This window comes from Agrobacterium sp. CMT1 (genome assembly GCF_037203725.1).
In the GTDB taxonomy this organism is placed as follows: Bacteria; Pseudomonadota; Alphaproteobacteria; order Rhizobiales; family Rhizobiaceae; genus Agrobacterium; species Agrobacterium pusense.
Genome location: NZ_JBBCAR010000019.1, coordinates 52,121 through 73,479, shown reverse-complemented (window position 1 = coordinate 73,479; position 21,359 = coordinate 52,121). Strand labels below are relative to the sequence as shown.

The 21,359-nt window shown below is 53.9% G+C and carries 17 protein-coding genes and 1 pseudogene; 7 read left to right on the top strand and 11 right to left on the bottom strand.

The genetic code is table 11. The features are described from left to right. Positions 1 to 9: 9 nt before the first annotated feature. Entirely contained in the window at positions 10 to 1,266 is a 1,257-nt protein-coding gene (locus WA845_RS23335; RefSeq protein WP_337322649.1) for an MSMEG_0569 family flavin-dependent oxidoreductase, read from the top strand. After that, complete coding sequence (locus tag WA845_RS23330) at positions 1,263 to 2,087, top strand: Pnap_2097 family protein (protein WP_337322648.1); 825 nt, start codon at positions 1,263 to 1,265, stop codon at positions 2,085 to 2,087. Before WA845_RS23335 ends, WA845_RS23330 begins: the two co-directional genes overlap by 4 nt. A gap of 291 nt (positions 2,088 to 2,378) precedes the next feature. On the opposite strand, the gene WA845_RS23325 is transcribed toward WA845_RS23330, so the two are convergent. The 5 genes and pseudogenes from WA845_RS23325 to WA845_RS23305 all read right to left on the bottom strand — a co-directional run. Continuing rightward, positions 2,379 to 4,337: a DNA/RNA non-specific endonuclease gene (locus WA845_RS23325; protein WP_337322647.1), complete on the bottom strand. Its 1,959-nt coding sequence runs from the start codon at positions 4,335 to 4,337 to the stop codon at positions 2,379 to 2,381. 10 nt (positions 4,338 to 4,347) lie between these two features. After that, positions 4,348 to 7,527, bottom strand: coding sequence for an AAA family ATPase (locus WA845_RS23320; protein ID WP_337322646.1), 3,180 nt, complete (start codon positions 7,525 to 7,527; stop codon positions 4,348 to 4,350). After that, a complete protein-coding gene (locus WA845_RS23315; protein ID WP_337322645.1) occupies positions 7,524 to 9,275 on the bottom strand; it encodes a trypsin-like serine peptidase in 1,752 nt (583 codons plus the stop codon). Before WA845_RS23315 ends, WA845_RS23320 begins: the two co-directional genes overlap by 4 nt. 1,185 nt (positions 9,276 to 10,460) lie before the next feature. Beyond that, a complete protein-coding gene (gene tnpA / locus WA845_RS25325; protein WP_443111976.1) occupies positions 10,461 to 10,925 on the bottom strand; it encodes an IS66-like element accessory protein TnpA in 465 nt (154 codons plus the stop codon). Positions 10,926 to 11,081: 156 nt separating this feature from the next. Beyond that, positions 11,082 to 11,242: pseudogene (locus tag WA845_RS23305) on the bottom strand (class 1b ribonucleoside-diphosphate reductase subunit beta); the annotation flags it as partial. Between the two features lie 125 nt (positions 11,243 to 11,367). Here WA845_RS23305 and WA845_RS25320 point away from each other — a divergent pair. Both WA845_RS25320 and WA845_RS23300 read left to right on the top strand, forming a co-directional pair. Continuing rightward, positions 11,368 to 11,559, top strand: a complete 192-nt coding sequence (locus WA845_RS25320; protein ID WP_443111983.1) for a site-specific integrase — start codon at positions 11,368 to 11,370, stop codon at positions 11,557 to 11,559. 102 nt (positions 11,560 to 11,661) lie between these two features. Then, complete coding sequence (locus WA845_RS23300; RefSeq protein ID WP_337322644.1) at positions 11,662 to 12,780, top strand: N-6 DNA methylase; 1,119 nt, start codon at positions 11,662 to 11,664, stop codon at positions 12,778 to 12,780. Positions 12,781 to 12,801: 21 nt separating this feature from the next. On the opposite strand, the gene WA845_RS23295 is transcribed toward WA845_RS23300, so the two are convergent. The 4 genes from WA845_RS23295 to WA845_RS23280 form a co-directional block, all read right to left on the bottom strand. Continuing rightward, the gene (locus tag WA845_RS23295) at positions 12,802 to 13,752 is read right to left on the bottom strand and encodes a hypothetical protein (protein WP_337322643.1); all 951 of its coding nucleotides are present in this window, start codon (positions 13,750 to 13,752) and stop codon (positions 12,802 to 12,804) included. Then, a complete protein-coding gene (locus WA845_RS23290; protein WP_337322642.1) occupies positions 13,736 to 15,589 on the bottom strand; it encodes an ATP-binding protein in 1,854 nt (617 codons plus the stop codon). Before WA845_RS23290 ends, WA845_RS23295 begins: the two co-directional genes overlap by 17 nt. Further along, positions 15,586 to 16,485, bottom strand: a complete 900-nt coding sequence (locus WA845_RS23285) for a phosphoribosyltransferase-like protein (protein WP_337322641.1) — start codon at positions 16,483 to 16,485, stop codon at positions 15,586 to 15,588. The genes WA845_RS23290 and WA845_RS23285 overlap by 4 nt, the downstream gene beginning before the upstream one ends. 385 nt (positions 16,486 to 16,870) lie before the next feature. Further along, positions 16,871 to 17,302: a hypothetical protein gene (locus WA845_RS23280; protein ID WP_337322640.1), complete on the bottom strand. Its 432-nt coding sequence runs from the start codon at positions 17,300 to 17,302 to the stop codon at positions 16,871 to 16,873. Between the two features lie 273 nt (positions 17,303 to 17,575). Here WA845_RS23280 and dut point away from each other — a divergent pair, with 273 nt between their 5' ends. Then, a complete protein-coding gene (gene dut / locus WA845_RS23275; RefSeq protein ID WP_337322639.1) occupies positions 17,576 to 18,028 on the top strand; it encodes a dUTP diphosphatase in 453 nt (150 codons plus the stop codon). 35 nt (positions 18,029 to 18,063) lie between these two features. After that, entirely contained in the window at positions 18,064 to 18,420 is a 357-nt protein-coding gene (locus WA845_RS23270; protein ID WP_337322638.1) for a hypothetical protein, read from the top strand. 9 nt (positions 18,421 to 18,429) lie between these two features. Here WA845_RS23270 and WA845_RS23265 read toward each other — a convergent pair whose 3' ends face one another. Both WA845_RS23265 and WA845_RS23260 read right to left on the bottom strand, forming a co-directional pair. Then, entirely contained in the window at positions 18,430 to 18,921 is a 492-nt protein-coding gene (locus tag WA845_RS23265; RefSeq protein WP_337322637.1) for a MarR family transcriptional regulator, read from the bottom strand. Between the two features lie 798 nt (positions 18,922 to 19,719). Further along, positions 19,720 to 20,412, bottom strand: coding sequence for a MarR family transcriptional regulator (locus tag WA845_RS23260; RefSeq protein ID WP_337322636.1), 693 nt, complete (start codon positions 20,410 to 20,412; stop codon positions 19,720 to 19,722). 599 nt (positions 20,413 to 21,011) lie between these two features. Here WA845_RS23260 and WA845_RS23255 point away from each other — a divergent pair. Continuing rightward, entirely contained in the window at positions 21,012 to 21,215 is a 204-nt protein-coding gene (locus WA845_RS23255; RefSeq protein ID WP_337322635.1) for a DUF6527 family protein, read from the top strand. The last annotated feature ends 144 nt before the right edge of the window (positions 21,216 to 21,359 follow it).

The following is a 21,359-nucleotide window of genomic DNA, read 5'->3' as shown; positions in this document are numbered from 1 at the left end:
GGGTTCGTTATGACCGACACCATCGTACCGCACGTACCAGTTCTCATCATCGGGGGCGGCCAGGCTGGCCTTTCGGTCAGTTGGTATCTGATGAAGGAAGGAATCGAACACATCGTTCTCGAGCGCCACCGTAAGTTCGAAAGCTGGCGCAACAATCGCTGGGACAGTTTCTGTCTGGTCACACCGAATTGGCAATGCCGCCTGCCTGGCTGGCACTATAAAGGCACGGATCCCGATGGTTTCATGCTCAGGCAAGAGATCGTAGACTATCTGGATGGCTTTGCAGAAAGCTTCAACCCGCCGGTCCGTGAAGGGGTGGACGTCACGCATGTCTCCCCTCGCGAAGGCGGCGGATACTGGATCGAGACCAGCTCTGGCACCTTGACTGCAGATCAGGTTGTGGTTGCGACAGGCGGGTATGACAATCCAATCGTGCCGTCCTACGCGGCAGATCTGGACGCCTCTATCCTACAGATGCACTCGCGCGATTACCGGCGTCCGTCGCAACTGCCAGATGGCGGAACCTTGATTGTAGGCACAGGGCAATCTGGCGTGCAGATAATGGACGATTTCCATCTGGAAGGTCGTCCAGTGCACCTGGCAGTAGGGCCCGCTCCGCGCAGCCCGCGCAAATACCGCGGGCGCGACGCAACCGACTGGCTTTACGATGCAGGAACGTATGCCGTCACGATCGATACCCATCCCGATCCCATTAAAGCCTTGACCCAGACCAACCATTACATGTCCGGGCGCGATGGCGGCAAGGAGATCGATCTGCGCAAATATGCACTGGAGGGCGTGCGGCTGTACGGATCTGTCGCGGGTGCCTCGGGCACGATGATGACATTCCTGCCCGACCTCGAAAAGAACCTCGATGACGCTGACCGGAGCTATCTGGGTATACGCAAGCAGATTGATGCCTGGATCGCCGCGCAGGCAATCGATGTTCCAGAGGAACCGCCTTTCGAAAAGGTCTGGCGTCCCGCTCAAGAAATCACCGAAGTTGATCTGGCGGAGGCGGGCATAACGTCGATCATCTGGGCGATCGGATTCCGGCCCGATTATTCGTGGCTCAAGGTCGATTGTTCCGACGAACGCGGCAAACCGCTTTTCAATCGGGGCGTCACCAAAGTGCCCGGCCTGTACTTCATCGGTCTTGGGTGGCTGAACACTTGGGGATCTGGACGCTTTCTGGGCATTGATGAGGACAGTCGCTATCTGTCCGAGCAGATCGTTGGCCATCAGAAGAACAAGCTGGCGGCATGAGCACCCTTACTGTCTCACGCTCTCAGACGTCCGGTCTTGAAGAAAGACATGTCCTCGGAATGGCGGAAATGGGCTATCGCGGCCTGTCGGAGCAATGGCTCAAGCGACGGGCCGGCGATTTGCACTGGCAGCTTATCGCACGAGCTGCGGGGCAGCGGGAGGCTGTCTTTACCTGCTCAGATGGCGAGCCGCTTTATGCAGCTTTCTGCGCAACCAGCGTCAAACTCGCAAGGCCCGAGCTACCTCGTCTCGGCGGGGAGCTGACCCTATCTGCAGACCTCTACCGCGTCGGTCATGGGCGCTTGTCGTCCCTTCTCACAATCAGCGCAGATGGCGTCGAGGTGGGGCGGATGGTTTTAGTCTCGATGTTCGTGGGGCGCACAGCGCCAGGCGTTAATCGCTCGGTCGTCCGCCGTAGCCCACGGGCGTTGGCGATGCCGCCAGAGGCCCCTCTCGCAATTCGCCGCGTTGCGGAGCATTCGTCAGTCGTCGCGCGCGAGATCCGTAACCAGGTCTTCATGCGTGCCAGCCTGCCGGAAAGGCAGCGTGTTCTCCCGTGTCCGGCGACGGATTTCAATGCTGCCGGCCTTCTCTATTTTCCAAGCTACAGCGCTTTGGCAGATCGCGCGTTGTTTCAAGCGGGCGAGAAGCACATCGGTATGCTTGCGTCACGACATGTAATCTATCTTGGAAATGTGGAGCCGGGAGAGTGGACAGATATTAGTTTTCGAAGGCGACCGTTGGGTTATGATGTCGCTCTGTTCGGCTCGGACGAAAGACCACTCGCTCTGATGCGGGTCCGTTTTCGTCACAACAGATAGATCGACCTTCCCCTCAAATGCCGGATAGCAAGCGGGCAACATCTAGCCTTGAAAGGATTCGAACCGGCGGCCAGCTGATCGGATTTGTTAAGTGTCTGATAATACGAACTTTGTAGCGTAGCATCAACTAGGCAGCAATTCCCTTGAAGGGTGAAACAGCTAAATGCTCGCTTTATGAAAGGAACCGGCCATCCTGTTCATGAAGGGACGCTTTCGCAATTGGGAGGCGATTTTCTGGACGGCAATGCGGATTAGACATACTAGCTGTTTCCGCGTTAAGCCGCTTTCTCATCAGATAATGGCATCTGAAAGATGTTGCAAAGAGATGTACGGACGCATCGTTTCCTTTTCCTCGACTTCTTTGGCCAAGGCATCAAATTTTCTGAGGTCGCCAAAGCTCAATCCGGTTTCCGTTTCCAGTGCCTCGACGGTGATTTGAAATGTCCGATATGCACCAAAAACAAAACCTTCAGCTGCCTCGCTGGCGTTCCGTGCCGCCATGATCTTCTGGATAAGCTCTCCCTGGCTTAAAATATATGCGGTGACATGGGGAACATAGGCGCCGCCATCCGTTGGTGTGGGCATGACCACCACTTTCCAATACTCACGAGGCAGCAGCAGACGCGTGTCTTCAAATGCTTCCAGGTCGTCGGATAAAATTGGCCCTGTAAACACGCAAGCTCGGAAGCCGTGCGTCCGCGCATTCTCCAGGATGTAGTCCTCAAGTCCACGCCACGTCGAGATATCTCGATTGAACCCTGCATGTTGAGGCGAACAGTTTGGAAAATGAAACGTATCGAAATTCGCGCGCGTGGGAGAATCTCCAACGCCCCAGTTAGGGTCCTCCCTTTTCACCATGTGCCCGCGATCAAGGCCAGCCTCCGAATAGATATCGCTGCCGATCTGAAAGTCCTTGGGAATACGCAGGTCGTAGAACCAGCGGTCGCCGCTCCGCTTGATCCGCACGGATTTTCCTCCGTCGATGTTAACGGCAGCGACAACGGGGCTGCGCATGTTTTCGCAATAGAGCACACCGAAGTTGGTATATTTCAGCTCGTGCGGACGGTCCTCGGTGGCGTCGGTCGGTGTCGCCAAGCGAATGCCAGCTACGCCTTGTGTGTTGGGTAGTGACACCGTGAATGCCTCGAGAAAGTGCGGATTGTAGCCACCGCGATCGGCAAGATCAGTTTGTTGATGCGTGCCGTCCCGTGCTTCATCGTCTCCCTCGATCGCAGTGCCCGGGATCACAGTCTTGTTTCCCTCAAGAATCCGCTTTAGCGTGCTGACACGGACGGCACTGTTGCCAACCCCATATCGGCCAGCAAAATGCAAGCCGACCACTTTCTTTTGCTTAAGGCCGATGAGCGGACAACCGGAGCTACCGCCAAGTGTCGTGGCATCGTGGCTCAAGCGAGTGCTTGAGCTCGCAACACGAAGGAAGCCTGGGGAGAAACGCTTCACGTCGTAAAGGCCCTTGAAGTATTTCTCCATTTGAGTGGCATCGTTCCGGCTGTCGCGAGTCGGATAACCAATCGCGGCCACCAACTCCCCGTTCTCACCATCAGCGTCAGCTAGCGGAAGTGCACCAATACCGAACTCCGGCGGGACCTTGGCGATACGGGCTATAGCCACGTCGGCCTCGTCGTCGGCCGCCAGATAGGTGAAGCTCAAGAGCTTCACTGAACGGGCTAAGTCAGGCGTCGCATCGACCTCTTCATTGAAATCGATCGCGGCACCATATCGGCCTCCACCGCCGGGCGCGTACATAAAGACACCCGCCCCGCTCTGGGTGCGGCGGGCAACGATCTCGGCTACATGGCGGTTGGTAGCCACCAGGAGTTCACCGTCCTTGCTTTTCAGCACCCAGCCGGTACCGCCCCAGTCCATGTCATGGTTCACGAACTCGATCCGGCCCACTGAACCCAGCATCGGTTCGACGGCACGAACCCAAGTATCGAACTCAGGAGGAAACTCGCTCCTCGGCCAATCGGTGAGATCCACCTTTCCATTTCGGATTGTCATCGGAGGCCGATTGACCAGCCGGACGATCGCCTCCAGTTCGGCTGCCTGGCTGCCCCCGCGTGCCTCCAACTCTCCGCGCTTCGCATCTATGTCCGCAGCCGAAATTCCATCAAGCCCCGCTTGCCGCAACAGTTCGTTGCCATCCGTCAGAGCTTGTTTGACGCTATTCCAATCCCGCTCGCGGAACGACCCGAGCCGTTTTACATTCTCGGCAAATTGATCAGACATTTCCCCCTCCTTAATAGAAACGACTTCGAACTTCCGGGCCGGCAACTATCCTGAACGCCCTTATGAATTCGTCGTCGGGCGTGTACCCATCGCCAGCGTCCATCGCCAGAATTGTCAACGGAACCGCGATGCTTCTCGCGACCCCGGTCCGCTGCATTTCCCGCAGGCAACCAAGGTGGCCATTCGCCCTTCCCAATCCGAAGCCGGCCCGTTTTCCTTGCGACATGGCGCGTAAGATACGCGCCTGGGCGCGTTCACCAATCTCAGGGAGATATGCCTCCGCACTCAGCCAGCTCGCACTTGGCGACCACCGACCCGCGGAAGCCCAAAACAGGAATTGCCTTGCCGCCTCCTGCACTGCTTCTCGATGACCAACCGCCTTTTCGAGCCATTGGTACATGCCACGGTCGAGTTCCTCCGATTGCTCACGCCATTCGCTCGGCCGCCGGCCACCAAAAGTCCATGATCCTGCAGCGGCCTTGCGCCACCGCTCCGCTCGCCGCGCGAGCATTGGGACGTGTGCTGTGGAGTGGAAAAAGCTGAAAGCACCCAACCAGTCCGCGGTAGCTCCAGCTGCGGCTAGATAGTCTATGCCCTGCGTCGGGTCGCTCAGGAGACGGGCCTTGGGGCCTCCCTGTTCGCCGACGTTGAAGGCAGATTCCATCACCTGATCGAAATTGGTCATGATCCCATTGAGGTAATCATGCATGCGAGGGCTACGCTTCAGCGCAAATAGGGTACCAATGGGCCGCGAATAGGGGTTTAGCACGGCTGCGTAATCGTGGGGCTGTGTATGCGGCAGCGTTTCAATGCCATATCGCTCTCTCAGGGCCAGCATATCGGAGCGGGCAAAGTCAGTGAGCGAGGCATCGTCAAGGCCGGTTGCGGCAGCACCAATGCGATCACGCCTATCCTTGGAGGTGTAACGGGAACCATCAGCGGCAAGCATGGCAAAGGCCAGAGGTCCGTCGTTCAATCGGCGTCCTTGCGCCTCCCCATACGTCGATTGCGCGTCGAGGAGGAGTTGTCCGTCAAGGGACATTTCCCTGGCAAGTTCCTCGAAGCCGAACTCAGCCCGCATTTCCAAAGCTACAAGTCGATAGAGAGACGAATGGCCTTCCCCTTCGAGCTTGAAGCCAAGTTCTGTCAGTTGCTTGAATTGCTTGCTTGCCGACGACCATCGTCCGCTCAGCCAGCGGTGACACAAGGCAACAGCACCAGCAGGCGATGTCAGGTCACCTGTCTCGCTAAACGCCGCTTCGTATAGGCGATCAGCTTCCGTCAAGTCGCCCTGTTCCAGCAGGAGCTCAAGATCACGCACCATCGTTCTATCTGGAGACTGCGGGGCGCCAGCAACCGGTCGATTGTCCGACACATCGCGCGAATGCGTCTGGCTGAGGCCAGTGATTGAACGTTGGCCACGTGCCAACCGTACGGCATCCGCGGCAACAGCAGGCAGCTCTTCGATCATGGCGTCGTCGAATAACAAGGCGAGCGGCGATGGCACATTCACCAGCGGTTCGCCGGCGCGAACGAGCTGAAGCTGGTGATAGAGCTGCAGTTCCGGCACAAGGCCTTCGAAGAATTTTGCAGCCAGGCGGTTGATCTCAGCGGTCTTCGATGGGGCGTCCTCATAGATCATGGGTAACATCGCCTGACGCATATCTGATCGGTGCCTAACCCAACCGCTCTGAACATCATCGACAACCAGCCAGTGGTTGGTGCGCAAATCCGTCAAAAGCGCATCCGCCTGGTCTGTGCTTAACTGCATTTGTACAGCCGGCGCGATGATCTTCCTGATGGTGTCAGCGTTGACCTGCCGCAGAACGAGACCAAAGTTTGCGACGTCACGAACGCCGTCGTCTTCAATGCGCGAGAGAATGGCGCGATAGAGGTAGGCTCCGGCCAATTCAGGCCGATCACCCGCCTGCCAGTCCAGGGTCAGGCCTTCACTGTCCAAGGCAAGCTTGGCGCCCAAACGTAGCAGCAGCGGATTACCCCGCGCGCGGTCGACAATGGCTTGAATGCTCTGGAATGGAACGTTCAAGCCGATGAGAAGCTGGGCCGAAGTGGGATCATCCAGCCCGGTTAATGATCTGGTTTCCCCGACCCGGAATGGATCGAGTGGGGCAAGCGCATCTCCACGCCCCGCGGCAATGATCGACATCGGTCCGATCTCGCTGCGTATGAACTGGTCAATATATGAGAATAGCCGTGCCGGATGGGTCTCGCCATATCCACGCAAGACCTCGAGCGTATCTAGCACGAGCAATACCGGACGCCCACTTTGTTGTACTGCCATCCTCATCGCCTCGGCGAAACCGGTCGGTAGTTCGAGCGAGCCACTGCGACGGTAGCGACCGGCTGCCTCTTTGGAGAGCTCGACGCGAAGCTCTGATAATCTCGACGCGTGCTGCGGTAGCTCATCGGACACTTGCCGCGCAAGCTCAAGGGTAAGACTGTCAGTGTCCAGCAGATTGAGACCCCGCCGGTCGAAATCAAGCGTCAGCACAACAGGATTCTTGCGGGCACGCGCTTCCTGTATAGCTTTCGCCAGCAGAAACGATTTACCGACCCCGGGCAGGCCACCGATGTAGAAGGCGCGGGCCATGCGCTCGGGCGGAGGATGATCGATCCAATCGGCAAGCTCTTCGCGGAGTCCATTGTGCCCGAAGAAGCCAGTTGCCAGCTGACTATGTGATTGGAGCGCGCCTTCAGCCCGATTGAATGCGCTTCTAAGTTCAGGGATTCGATTGTAAAGCTCCGTGGCACGACCAAGCTGGCTAAGCGTGCCCAACAGTTTTCCCAACTGCTCAGGAGCGTCAAAAGGGTTTGCAACCAGTCGGTTCAGGAGTTCGCGAATTGGCCCGCTGTCGCCGAGATAGGTGTCACGGAGGAAAACCGAAGCTTCGTCTCCCGGTAAAGCCGTATTGAGCCCATCGAGCGCAACGCTCCGCTCGGTTGCAAGAAGAGTTTTTTCTCGTGGCGAGGGGCGCATGACCCAAAACCCGGGTTCGGAGGTGACGCAGTCAGCCTGGAGCTTTGCAAGGAGAATGGCGGCCGTGGAAGCTTCGTACTTTTCGGCTCCCAATGCGGCACGGACCGCATCCAGCGGCTTGAACGAAACCGATAACGCAGCAAAGCGACGCGCTGTACCTATCAACCGTTCGAGATCGCCTCCCTTCATCATACTGCACCTACCCGCGGTGAGATTAGATCGGCCAGCTTGGTTGAGACAATTCCAAGCTTGGCGGAACTGTATACTCCAAACTCGTGAGGAACGCCTGCAAGAGATTGATCGACTATAAACTCGACAACGCCATCATTCAAATCGGGAGCGAGGTCGTCACGAATTGCGGTGACTGTGATGCGAACATCTTCGCGACCGAAGTCGCCAACATAGTCGAGCAACAGGCCTGCCCTGCCCGCGTCCACGTCAGGCAGAGACTGATGGGTCATGACCGGGAGATTGTAGCTCTCCAGCCGGCTCAGCACCACTTTGATATTGCGTGCGCGCTCCAGCCTCGCAATCAGCTGTTCCAGCTGATACTGGGTCCGTCGACTGAACTCCTGATTTGGCCCCTCCAGATAAAGCCAAAGCGGAGCATCGCGTCGGTCGAGATTTGAAACGAGTGCATCGGCTCGGTCGCGCTCGTATGCAGACATTGTCGTCTCATCCAAGCGTACGCCTGGACGGGCTTGTAGCATGAATGGATCGCCGCCAGCGAGCCTCAACGTCAGTTCCAGGAGATCTTCACCATCAGTGGGGATGTCGATCCGAACGGCCTTAGCGCTGGGCGAGCGTAACTTGAGGAAATTCTCCAGCATACGATAAGCAAAAGCCAGTCCAGCCTCATCCTTTTGAGGGTCAAGACGTTTAATCCAGATTCCGAACAGCGACTGGCTCCCTTCGACCAAGGCTGTCAGCCCGCTGAAAAATAGCTGGCGGCCTATAATCAGATGCGCATCAAGCGATCCGTTCAAAGACCAAAGATAAGTTGGCTTGGTGTCAGAGCCGATACAGGCTCTAAACTCATTATCGTTGACGTAACGACTAGCCGGCACCAATCTCCGTTGGTTGCCTATCCTGCCTTGGTGAAGGCCGATGAACTGAAATCCGTTTGAGAACGCCGCTCCACCTGACGATCCCGCCGCGGTCGGGACGGTGTGTTCGTAGCGCGGTTTGTCGCCGCCATACATGACTTCTCCAAGGGTAAAACCGCGGTCCTGTCCGTCCGGGTAATGGACAAGCATGCAACTGGTATTGCCAGCCCATACGTAGGACTCTGTGGGAAGAGCAAGATGACCTAGCGAATAGCCGATCGGCTCTACTAGGCGCAAAAGAACAAAGTCGCTATGCGCTGCGAGGTCCGCGTCGTCGGCAATTGCGCCTGTCCATTCTGACGGATGGCAATCGGAATACGGGCCAGCAAACCTGGCGCGATAGCGCTTACCATCACTTGCGATTACGGCGATCTGCGGAGAGGCGGTCCACGGCTTTTCTTCATTTACGACATGCCACGCCGTGAGGACCAATCGGTGCGAGACAAGCACGCCACTGCCCCTGATTTCGTTATCAATCAAAATCCGGCATCGATATGCTGAGGCGCTATGGCAGAACGATTGCATGTCGTCAGGGTCAAAGCTTGCCGCCGCTATTGGATCCAAAGCGAGGGCCTCGGCATCGCTTGACACTTCCCGGCCCAACCGCTGCAAAACAGCGATGAACCGCTCGGTCATGATGTTTTTGTCCAGGTAGTCGATTAGGGCGTCGGCGATGTCGAGTGGAGGTGTGTTACCCATCCCTGCCAACTCGATCAGTTCAAGCGACATCGGTGTCTCACCACCTTGATGGATGAGCTTTATCGCCTTGTCGACCAGCTCACGCTCGTTGTCGATAATAGTCTCTATTTTCAGGCGAGAGATTATCCTAGGCATCGTGCGGTGCCTGGAGTGGGCGATGCGCCGCGCTTAGCAACGCCGAGAGCGCGAGACTGGTCACTCGCCTTGCTGTTCGAACATGATTATGAAATCCCCACACGCAAGGCTCTGGCGGGAGTACCCATTCCAGCCAGAGAAAGACCGCAAAAACCAGCATTGCAGGCAAGTAACCGGAGGCAAGCCCAGTGACCAGCTCCTGGAGCTGATCTGCGATACCCATAACACCCCAAACACTTTCGGACGGTTGACGATCGGGCATCTATATTTCCAAGTTATGTGAACTTCGACTCCCGGGATAGTTACAAGTCGCAGAGAAACATGCAACTCTAAAGATCGTTGGTTAGCTCGGTTTACGCGCGGCTTTTCCTTCATCGTCAATGCACTTTGATCTCGGCCGCTGGCTCGTGTTCCGAAGCCAGAAGTCCTCCTGCGGAAATGCTCAGCTTCGCGAGAAAATCTCCATCCGATTGAGCTGGGCGGAAAAGCTGATGGCTCCCTGAGACCGAACGTATTTTAAACGTGAGCTTGATTAATAGTTCAGTTTGCGACTACCCGAAAAGTGCAAAAATTGAAGGAGCTTCTGTACTATCGCTACCCTCGGCCAGCCGGATTCAGAGGCCTTCTTGGAGATCCTCAAGGGTCTAGGCGGGGGATATGAAGAGGCCCGAGATCTTGCCGGCAATTTCCCAGTGATATGGCGGGCCGTATTACCGGCAGGTGAGGAGCTGCAGGCAGCCATAGCCGTTTGATTCAGCGGCAAGAAAAGAGTAATCAGCGACCGTTTCGGCTACAATCGGCTCTTTGCGAACTTGAACTTCGCTCGCCCCACCCAGTCTTACCAAAGGACAGCAGATATCAAACCCGCGGCCTCGAGGTTGTGAGGCCAATTGGTACAGTTGCAAACTTAGGGAGAAAACAGCCTATTCAGATAAACCTCGCGATCAATATTCGCGGGTTGGCAGGATGCAACATCGACCAACGCCATTATAACAGAGCGTGCCAGCCGGCGCGCCCGACGGCGCTCTTCGCTCGATATTGGTGCCATTGATCGGCCATGAACATAAGCGCTCCTTAGATCGAACAGCGATTCATATTCGCCACCGAATTTCGGATCGGCTAACAAGTTTTGTACTCTTGTCCGCATCACCTCCGTCACCTTTAACCCTTTGCGGGGATCGGTCTTCAGCTTTTCCCGTAGTCGGAGTGCAGACCCAAGGCCGCTTCAATGACCGTCAGGTGGGCGATAAACTCATCAATTCCCGCGGAGTGGACCGCCCTAATGAAAAAGTGTCGAACGGGTGTTTCGAATAAGGTGGTCGTCAGCACCGCGCTCAGCTTGGATGCATGAGATCGCTTGCCGACCGGCTCCACATTCGTCGGTGGACCGCTGGCAGAAGACGACTGCATATCCGTAGCTATCTGAACCGGAACGAACGTAGATACCGCAGGTAAAGCACTATCTTCTTTGGCTCTCTTTACCCACTTGCGAACGAGATTGGCGTTGACGCCGTGCTCCAGAGCTAGACGCGAAACCGAAACGCCAGGCTCTAAACACGCTGCGACAAGCCGATCTCGGGAGGCAGGGTCATATCGACGGCGGCCGTCGCGGCCAACAAGCCGCACCTGCAGTTTAGGAGTATCGTCCATGATTTGGTGTCCACCTGTTTTGGTGGACACTTCATGCATCAGAGCACTGCGCTTCAGAAGGTGCACAGAAATTCGCGCTTACTGAAGGGGGTCGAACCTGCGACCCCTCGTTTGATTTGATGCTCGATCAATGAATTATTCAGCTTCTACAAAAGCTTAGAAATCCCAATCCTCATCCTCCGCCCCACCGCCTTGCCAATAACATAAGACGAGCCCGAGCCGGAGAAGAAGTTATGGTTTTCGTCGGCGTTGGGTGAAAGCGCCGAGAGGATCGCCGGATTGACCTTGCAGGCTTCTGCCGGGAACAGGGTGTTGAATTTTGGCAGGGTTTGATCCGCTTTTTCGTTTCGCGATCTTCCACGAGGTCCGTGCTAACCGGCTGTCCGGAAGAGATTTTCCTCATTTCAATCGGCTCACGGTGAAATGGAAAAGTGGTTCAAATATGTTTGAAAATCCACACTTCCATAATCACTGCGCGTTTGCCGGAGGCCTCAGCAACAACACCATCGACGCCTATCGGAAGGATTTGGAGGAGTACCTGCGATTCCTACGGCGAAATGAGAGTCACGCGACGCATTACAAAAAGGTCATTCTCCGATACCACTTGCGCGTTTACACCTTTTCCTTACAGTAACCGTGGTGCGGCGGTAGATTGGTTTTTAGCTTGCAAGTTTTCGATGACGAGGGCCGAGATCCACTCTGCCGGTTTTACTCTTTGCCCTATGTTGGAGATTTGTTGGTCCAGACCATAGCCGGAACCAATGTGACTTCAATTGTCGATCTGGGTGCTGGGGGCGGTACTCTTTCTGATGCAGCCGCACGTCATTGGAGCAATTTATCTGTTACGACTGTAGATGTTGACACCAACTGCGAAGTCGCAAAGCGCTTTCGCGCGGGTGCAAAAAACCATTCCCACTACACGCTTGACGCCCTCGATCCTGACATCGTCTTGAAAGTGGCGGAAGCGGGCCTTTTTGATGCGGCTGTGTGCAATCCTCCTTTCAAGCGCCTAGTCTGGCATGAGAGTTACGATCGCGTCTTGGCCGAAGCTGGTTTAGACCAATGCCTATCACGAAATAACAGCGAACTGGCAGCCGAAGCGCTCTTTCTCGCCCAAAACATCCGCCTTGTTCGCCCTGGCGGTAGCGTCGGGCTTGTGGTGTCGGACAGCTTCATTTCGGGTAAGGCGGCCGCGCCTCTTCGCAATAAACTGGTTCAACGCCACTCGATTAGAGCTGTGGTTCAACTGCCTAGGCGTGCCTTCTCTGGGACAGAGGCGAACTCCTTCCTTCTTGCTTTCAAAAATAAGGTAATGTCTTCAGAGAAAATCAGCCTTTTTAAATATACAATGGAAGGCGGTTTGAGCGAGGCGGTTACGATAGATCGCGATGCAGCGGAGCGTCGCCTGGACTTCGACTTCCACTCGCTTCCGAAAGAGTCATGTGACCTCCCCACACTTTCATCGCTTGGCGCATTGATTACCCGTGGAAGCATCTCCACAACCGAGGTTAGAACGGCGCCAGACTTTGTCTTCCATACGTCTGACTTCTCGAGATGGGAAAATGGTGAGGTCTATGCGCCGTCCACTGAACACCCAAAGGTCAAAGTCGGAGACATTTTAATAGCCCGCGTAGATCGGAATTTGGAGTATAAGGTAGTCATCGTACGCGAGGGAGCATTCCGAGTCTCTGATTGCGTATTTGTCGTCCGCCTCCCCCCCGAGCACCAGAATCATGTATTTAAAGCCCTGAGATCTGATGCAGGGCGACGGAAGCTCAAGTCAATCAGTCGGGGTGTGGGAGCTCGCCATATCAGCAAAGGTGAGCTGCTAAATTACAAGATTTCCGAAATGTAGAGGGCGATATCGCGACATTTGTTAATGTCCGACCTCCCAGTATCTTGTCACGTCATACAAGTGGCATTTGCCAACACCCTGAGTTCGCCCCATCTTCTTGACGGGGTGATCATAGAGAATTTCTGATGACGCATCGCGTAGGGCGAACAATAAAGCGCCCAAAGCGTGGGGCTTCGTTCCGATCGTTGCAATTTTAAAAAACTTATCTGGTGCCGCTATACGCAGTGTTTCAAACCATTTCAGCAGCGAGAACGGACACGATGCATCGACGAAATCAACCCGCTGCCACGCTCTTGTGACCTTCAATGCATCAGCGTTCCCTTCGTAAGTATGGAACGGATAGTCGATCTCAAAGCCTGGAACGCCTATTATTGGAAAAATGTCACGATCGTTGGGCTCGACTGTTTCTATCAAGTACTTCAGTCGAACCCCTTCAAATCCCAGAAGAGGGATTAAGAGCGCTTGGCTCCTCGAGCGTGACGGCAACTTTGCAAGGCTTGGAATTGGGCGAAATCCCATGACTCTTTCGCTGAGGTCGTAGAACTCTCCCGGCCGAGGATTGGCACTCGGAGTATAGCGACCAGGCTCAGTGTACAGGCACATGATGCCTTTACCGCTTTCTAGCACGATCCGAACCAACGGCATCCAAACACCGTGGCTCAATCCCGTGATGTCGAGATAGATCATGGAGCAGCCCAGCGATCCTACCCACTCGCGAAGAGGAGTACTCTGTCTTAGGGAGAACACCCGATTGGGAAGGCCGTCGATTGTTATCTGACCGAATTCGTCTTGCTCGTTGATACGATGGACATCGGGGCTACCAAATTGCGCAAGCCATTCCTTCGGAAGCTGAGTCCGGTCCTCGAAGCCGCCGTAGATTAACGCTGCTCCTGAGGCGAACTTTACATCTTCGCGAACAGCAAACACCTTATGAGGTGGAGCGCATAGACCACTGTCAGCGAAAGTACTCATCAAACATACTCATCTGGGCTGGAAGTGCCTCATCTGCCAAATGGAAACGACGACCAAGGATCTTTTTGATAGTGTCTTGCGGCTGGTAGGTCAGAGATATCAGATCATCTTCTGAAACCGACATTTTACGCTTCCTACGATGGCTGAATCCAAAATAAGGAGCGAAGATAGGATGGGGAGCGTAGTCCCAAGATCGTATGTCAGTTTCCGTAGTCAACTTTGTGCCTGGTGTACGTGTCAACGCCAAGTGCATTACAGCTTCTGTCAGTAGCGCTTCAGCCTGATGTTCGGAGGCACCTAGGCCTGGCTTGCTCGTCAGCTCAAATTGATTGCATTCTGGCTTACCTCCAACTGGGTTCGAAGCAAGTAACTGGAATACGCGTCCCAGTCCTAGCAGCAATTTCGCCAATGAACCGCCTTGCGTAGAAACCCCTTCGAGTTCCCGTAAATAGCTTAATCCAACTTTACGAGCCGCAGTAGTCTGGAGGTGCGGATCGATTGGTTCCGAAATCGTCTTACCTGCGGAGATCTGTTCTCTAATGCACTCGTTGACCAACTGCATGTAGAACCTAATGTTTTGGTGCGTTATCTTGGCAAGCACCGCGTGACCGCAATACATCTTCGGGATAGGTGCGCCTTTTCCCGAAATCGAAAAAAGAAATGAGTAGGCGTAATTCTCATACCTTTGCTTCGCAGTCGCAGTTCCAGCTGCGAACTGTTTGAGATCTTTGATCGCGACCGCGAAGTCATGATTGCACATCTCCAAAAATACGAAGAGTTCGTGATCGTGCAGTTCAAGAATTGCGCTTAACTTTGGGTCGCCCGCGATATGGCGTTTAAAATCGGCTACGCGCTTGGAAACCCCCAGCAGCAGAGACTCCTCTTTGATCGAGAGACCGGGTAGCAACATGTCCACTCCAATGGGAGGTCCAAAGCTCTTCAAGTCGACAGCCTGAAGCCGCGCCTCACAGACCCGCCTAGCGAAGGAGGGAAACTCCTTTTCAAGTGTCTCCTCAATCCTAATCCGTTCGTAGTCGGCAGGACTTATCAGAACCTCTGCCGGGTTCAACGTGGCCCGCTCTCGCCATCCCAGCTCGCGGACTCCGATCTTGAAATAATAGTTCCCCCCAGCATGTTTAATCAGCGTATTTACGAGCCGCTGCTGGTAATCAAGTAGGTTCTCGTATTCATCAAGTATGATGAAGAAGTTAGTCTTTGCATGCCCCGTCAACTTACGGAGCTCTCGCATAACTAGGTCGATCGGAGTTTGTAGGGGCGAAAAAGTTGGAGCCTTCTCATCAAAGTTGTTGATATAGATTTCCAACTCAATTCGTGCAGATTCAATTTCATCGATGAACTGATCAAGGTTTTGACACTGAGCTACGCCCAGTGCGCGGCTGAGCTGGCGATAGTTTATGGATTTGTCAAAATCAAAACGGTCGGAATCCTGCTTCAACCAACGAATGTACGCGGCCGCCTCCTCGCAGATTACGAGATTGATGAAATGACCGAATACCCTGTTCCAAGTGGCGTCAGGAAGCTCTGCACCACTGAACGATGCGACCGTGTTTGTATTGATCCTCGAATACAGTCCAACGTAGGACGGACTGCTGAAATCGTTTGTCTTTAGTGCTGCTTGTCCCTCATAAGACAGGCATTTCAACGCCGTTGTCTTGCCAGAACCACGGCCTCCTAAAAGCACGCAAGACTTCGGTGCCGCAAGGTAATAGAAATACTCGGGCTCATTGAACAATTTATAGATATCATCGTGCAGCGATTCCGCACGAAAGCTCCCGAAAAGTTGTTCGAGATTCTGGGCGACGCTCTGAGAATTCACGGTGCTCTCCTCATCAACGGCCGCCAACCGTTTCTCTCTGAGAAAAATATAGGCAGACTTGCGTCCGGGATGCCATGCTCGAACCCTAGTGTAAGACCCAACTTGTGAAAACCATGCCAGGCATCTTGACCGCCGTCATCTTTGTCGTAACCCGCCCGCTCGGAAATTGCACGCAAGACATCGATAGCTGCCTGCGCCTCGCTCGTTTCCATTCCATGCCAGACACGTGATGAAGAACTGGTCGCATTATGATCCGGCACCAGCACATGCGCTGGATACAATGACACTTGTGGGAAAACCGGCGCTATCCGTGTGTATTGTGCGTAGCTCGTCGCGACGCATGGACAATACGAAACGGTATGCTTGTTGTCAGCCAACAGCGCAGAAAAGGATTCGTATGGCTTTACAGATGAATGCTTGCGGCACAATGTATCCAAAAACTGGTTTCCGCTGCCAACGAAATCGTCGACAAAAACAAAATGGCGGAAAAGTCCCGCAGTTCGCAAAGCTTCCAAGGGAGCCATTATATTTTTGTCAGGAATGCGGAGCTCATCTCGCAGCTTTCGCGCAAATAAATTTCCACTGTCAGTAGCTCGGGGATCCTCCCCCTCGCACTTAACAAAGCAGACATCGCCGGTATTCAATGCAGCCGGGGGCTCCGGAAAGCCTCCTCTGTCCCACGCAGCAGAAAGAAACTTTTGAATGGAATGCCGCATCAAAGCGCCGGTCATAGGCTTATTAAAGTAGGTAAAACTGCTCAAAAGCCTCTTAGCTATATACATTTCCGAGTTATCGAAATTTTGAAGCCAGCTTTCGACGTTGAAGTCCTGCTGGCGCGGCCAAACAGAGAAGTCCCGAAAATGATCAGATCTCTCGGAGATCAATGCTATCGACATGCACATTCCAACGAATCACGCGCCACTTCTCAGGTCACAATGACCTGTTTTACTCAAAGTTGCTCTCGCGATTGTTCGTTTCCACAGCAATATTTTACAGTAGAAATGCGCTACGTGGGCGCCAAGGTATGTATTCCAACGAAACCGGACGGGGATTCCGATCTTTAGCCGGACGCTTATTCCAGCGTTTTACCTAACGCGGCTCCGGGGCGAGGTCGGACAGTGCAGAGCGTCGCTGGGTCTGAGTTAATAATTGTCGGTGAATATCGGGCTTGGTCAAGCGTGAGTTGCATCCTCGGCTGACAGGTTTCCATCTTTGCGCAGGCTCTCACCGGAAAGTTCGATGCGGTATCGGCAGCTTCTTGCCGGAATAGTCGACGAACACCTAATCGCCAGCAGTATGGACTTGCCGCATCGTTGGCGTCAGACGCCGCTCAAAGCCGCGGAACAGGTCGCAGAACCGGCTGAACCCGTAGCCATCAGGATAAATGGTACGATATTCCTCCCACAGGATCGTTAGGGTCACGCCGGGCTTCTTCAGCTCGACCGCAATGACGCTCCAATCCGGCTCTGGCAGTCGCCGAACCCCTCGTTTGGTGCCTTGCCTGGCGAAAAGCTTGCCTTCCAGGACGTCGTCAGTTAGATCGGCAGGCAAAGGCCAGGACAGCCTTGCCGTCGCAGCTCGCCCGATCCCGTCCTGCACCGTGCTGCGGGCAATCCCGAGCAGATCGGCAATATCGCGAACGCTTACGCCGTCTGATCGCAGTCGAGGCAAATGTCGTAGTTGTCTCATGGTCAGCTTTCGTCTGTTCGACATGCCATCTCCTACGTTCAAAAGGAAATACATGCCAAGGTTGCTGACCCAGGGCACTGCTTACGTTGAAAAACTGTCCGGTATCAAATCGGAATCGCGTCCAGTAAATCATCGGAATCTACAGGCCAAGGGGTTGCGCTATAATTATACCGATTTTGTTCTAAAGCCATGAACTGAGAAGCTAATATCTTGTTTTCAGATCCACAAAGGTGAAAACATCATATCCTTAACGCTGGAACTCGTAGCGTGCTATTAGTGAATCAACGCGAGGGTAAAATGTCAAAAGATATGCGGGTTAAGATCGCCTTTTTACACGCTCAAGCGAAGCTACCCGAATTCAAAACGCCGGGCGCGGTTGGAGCTGATATCTTCGCAGCATTTGACGGTCCACCTATAACGCTTGCCCCATGGGGACGAGCAAAAATACCCACAGGGCTAGCCCTTTACGTGCCTGATGGCCTGGAAGCACAAATACGGTCGAGATCCGGTCTAGCTTTTCACGAGGGCGTCATTGTTATGAACTCTCCGGGCACAATCGATCGAGACTATCGTGGAGAAGTAGGCGTAATTCTTATAAATACTTCCCAAACTTCCTACGACGTCCTTTCTGGCGATCGAATCGCTCAGATGGTGATCGCGCCGGTCCTTAAAGCCGAGTTCGAAATCGCTGTAGAACTGGGCTCGACCGCGCGGGGCGAGGACGGCTTTGGAAGTACGGGAATGAGGTAAGCTGTGATTAAGCGTACTGAAATGACCCCATCAACGTGAGAAATAACAAGGCGTTACCGTGCGGATCGGCATCGGGACACCCTGCCGATTTACATCCCGAGGTTGCCGATGACGCGGTCCCCGATCTCGAATCGGGAGACATCGTCACGGTCGCGCATCAGACACCGCGCACGCGTGATGACTTTGCGATCCGGGATGCTGTCCGCGCTCGGCTTGCGGTTGTTGAGACGGCGGCCTTGGATGTCGTCCGCGAGAAGGTGTCGGAGGGATTCACGCTGGCGGAGATCGATAGCTTGTATGCGGTCGAGCTGCCGTTGCTGTTTGGGTATCGGATTGAGAACGGAAGGATCCGGGCGGCTTATGATGGGCAGATCGTGGAGCGGTCTCCCTAATCCTCGAAATCAGAATGGTGGGTCTTCTGGGAACTCTACCGAATTCTCTCGAGACCAGAATTCGTCAAATCGTGAAGGCTTGCCTTCCATCTCGCGCTGCTGATCAATAACTTGCAATCTGCGAGAGATTACAGTTTCAACATGCTGTATAGTGCCAGAGATTAGAAATCCATTGGCCCCACCTGCTTTCTGCCCTACGTAGACGCGTTTTATGTAGCCCTTCTCCTCCAAGCTAGAGATTGTTCTCTGTACTTGCCGCTGGCTGAGCCGTGTCCTTTTAGAAATTAGGGATTTGCTTACCGCAGGTATCTGGTCTTCTTTCCACCAATTAGAGATTATATTGATTAATACGACCATCTCGCTTGGGTTGAGCTTGAATTCCTCATCTATGTAGTCGTTGATCCAGATCAGATTATTTGGAAGCATCGAGTACGTCGATCTCCCCACGCGTACACCCCATTTCGTCAAGAATGGCGAAATCCCGGAAACACTTTTCACCATCTTAGCCCCTCCGTTATATGTAGGACGCTGGTGTCCAGGTAGGACTTAAGCGTCTCACATATATATATCGGGCTGTTCATCGTCATACGCAACCATTTGGGAAGTCTGCTGAAATCCCGACAGAAAATAATCATGCGTCTGAATTGAGACATCTCGGGGCTGATGTTAATCCTAGTGCGTCGATGCAAATTTGGCATGTAAATCAACAAATTAACGACGAAAGGATTCACCATGATAGTGGCGATGAAAGCTGGAGTATTGTTGGTAGTATTCGCAAGCCTGTCGATTCACTACGGCCTCGAAGCATATCATCAATATAAAAATGCCGTCTCGACCTTCTCAGACCGAGACGGCGACATATCTAAGTAAGCAAAGAGGAGATGGTGTTGCAACCACCATCTCCTCGCACATATGTCTCACTACTCGAAGCAGCCGTCAATTCCGTTCAGAGTTCGTGGCTCATCATAATATGGACACAAGAGATATCGCACTCTATAACGAGTGCAGCACGCTGCAAGGTTTTGGAGACCCTGCAGCGTGCGTCCTTAACCCTTATGGAAGGGGTCAGGGGTGCCGCCTAACTGGCGGTATCCGATAATAAGGTCTGGCGATGCCATTCCATGTTCTGTCCTTTCTCATGTGCGCCACCTGACGCGGGTTATTTTTAGGAGGATGGGCCGTTCGCAGCGGCTTGCCCTTCCGGTTTAAGAGGCTCCCTCGCGGGGGTCTCTTTTCGTTTCAGCACCGAATTTCTCGGCGCCGGATTCTTGTACCATCGAAAAGTTAACGCGAATTAACCTATTCAAAGATGTTCTTCGATCCTCCAGAACCAGAAGACGGATCGTCGCCAAGGATGTCTGCAAAATCTGAGGCATCACTCAGCCTCCCGACCGTTTTCACGATTGCCGATGGTTCCTGGCCCCTCATGTTAAGCGCGGACTCTGCCGTTGCTCTACCTGTTGGTGTCACCCTAAACTTGCCCCGCTCGTTCTCGAGGCGCTCCACAAGGCCACTATCCACGTAAGTTTTGATCTGGCTGCGCATCGTTGGCTTGGCGACATCATAGTCCATGATTTCTGACATCGTTACGAGATCATCGTAGGTAAATGCTTCGTGCTCCGCCATGGACACGAGAAGCTTGGCCCACGATTCCGAAAGGCTCTTTTTCTTCGGTGAGGAAGCAAAAGCATCCCGACCCAAGGCGATCAGCCCGCCTGCAACCGTTACGGATGATGTAAGCGTTGAAGTCAGTGAACTCCTTGCTGTGATATTCCCCTCAATCGCCGCCATCAGCGCCGTGTACTGGCTTTCGCCGAATACCATCGATGCCGCGTCTTCGTAGGCACTGATCTGGATAGACAACTCCTTCAGGCGTTCGTTGATCCTGCTTGCCTCAACGTACGTGCGCGCCCGCTCATTCCTCAAAACTCGGATCTTATCGAGGAGGTCAGTGTTCAGCCCAGGGCGCTTTGTTTCGGTCTCTTCTACCATTCCCCGGAGATAGCAGCCTAAGCCCCAATTGGCAATCCCGGATTCCTAGTCGACACAACGAACTTCGTGTTTTTTGAAAGAAATTAACTAAACGCGGGAGTCGCAAGCACCGTCCCCCTAGTTTGACTCAAACACTAGATATCGTGAATTTCATAATGACGGAGCCGTCAAATAGAAATTCAATCGATATTTAGTAGGTGCGAAAAATCCAATCGCGATATGAAATTCAAACTCGTGTTGGAAATTTCCAACGAACTTTATGCAGTGCGAGAAAATTCAATCGGAATTAATACAACGAAAATTCGAATGAATAGAAAAATGATCGCGCAATTCTAGACGCAGTTAATTCCGCGACGGCGAAATTTTAATCGACGAGAAAGAGCACGTGAATTTCGCTACGATCACAATGGTCAGAACGTCCGGAGGGAACCCTGCCGGCGTTTGCGCCGTGCCCCTGCAACACACACCATTCTTGTGGGCACCAATGCACGAGGAGGATGTGATGCCGGTATTGAATTTGAACGCACAGGAGGCAGGGCTCGTGGTTAATGCACTCATGGAACGGCTTTTCAAGCTCATGAAGGACAGGTGATACATCCATGGTTTTTCGCTCGCGGCCCAGATTGATTGTCATGGCGTGCCCTGATGGGTGCGGCGAGACCCTGGTAATCAATCTCGACAGCCGCGCCGACAAGGCATGGCGCTTCGACATTCGCGGTGAAGGACTTACCCTGTTTCCCTCGGTTTGGCGCGACGGAGGATGCGAAAGCCACTTCATCGTGTGGCGTGGGCACACCCTGTAGTGTGATCGGTTTGAAGAAGGAAATAATGAACCGACCTACAATCTCGAGATCGAGGACGCTGTTCTGAGCGCGATGGATGAGGTTCAGCCGCGCACTGCCGTGGAACTCGCCGATGCAATTGATGAACTCGTCTGGGACGTCAAT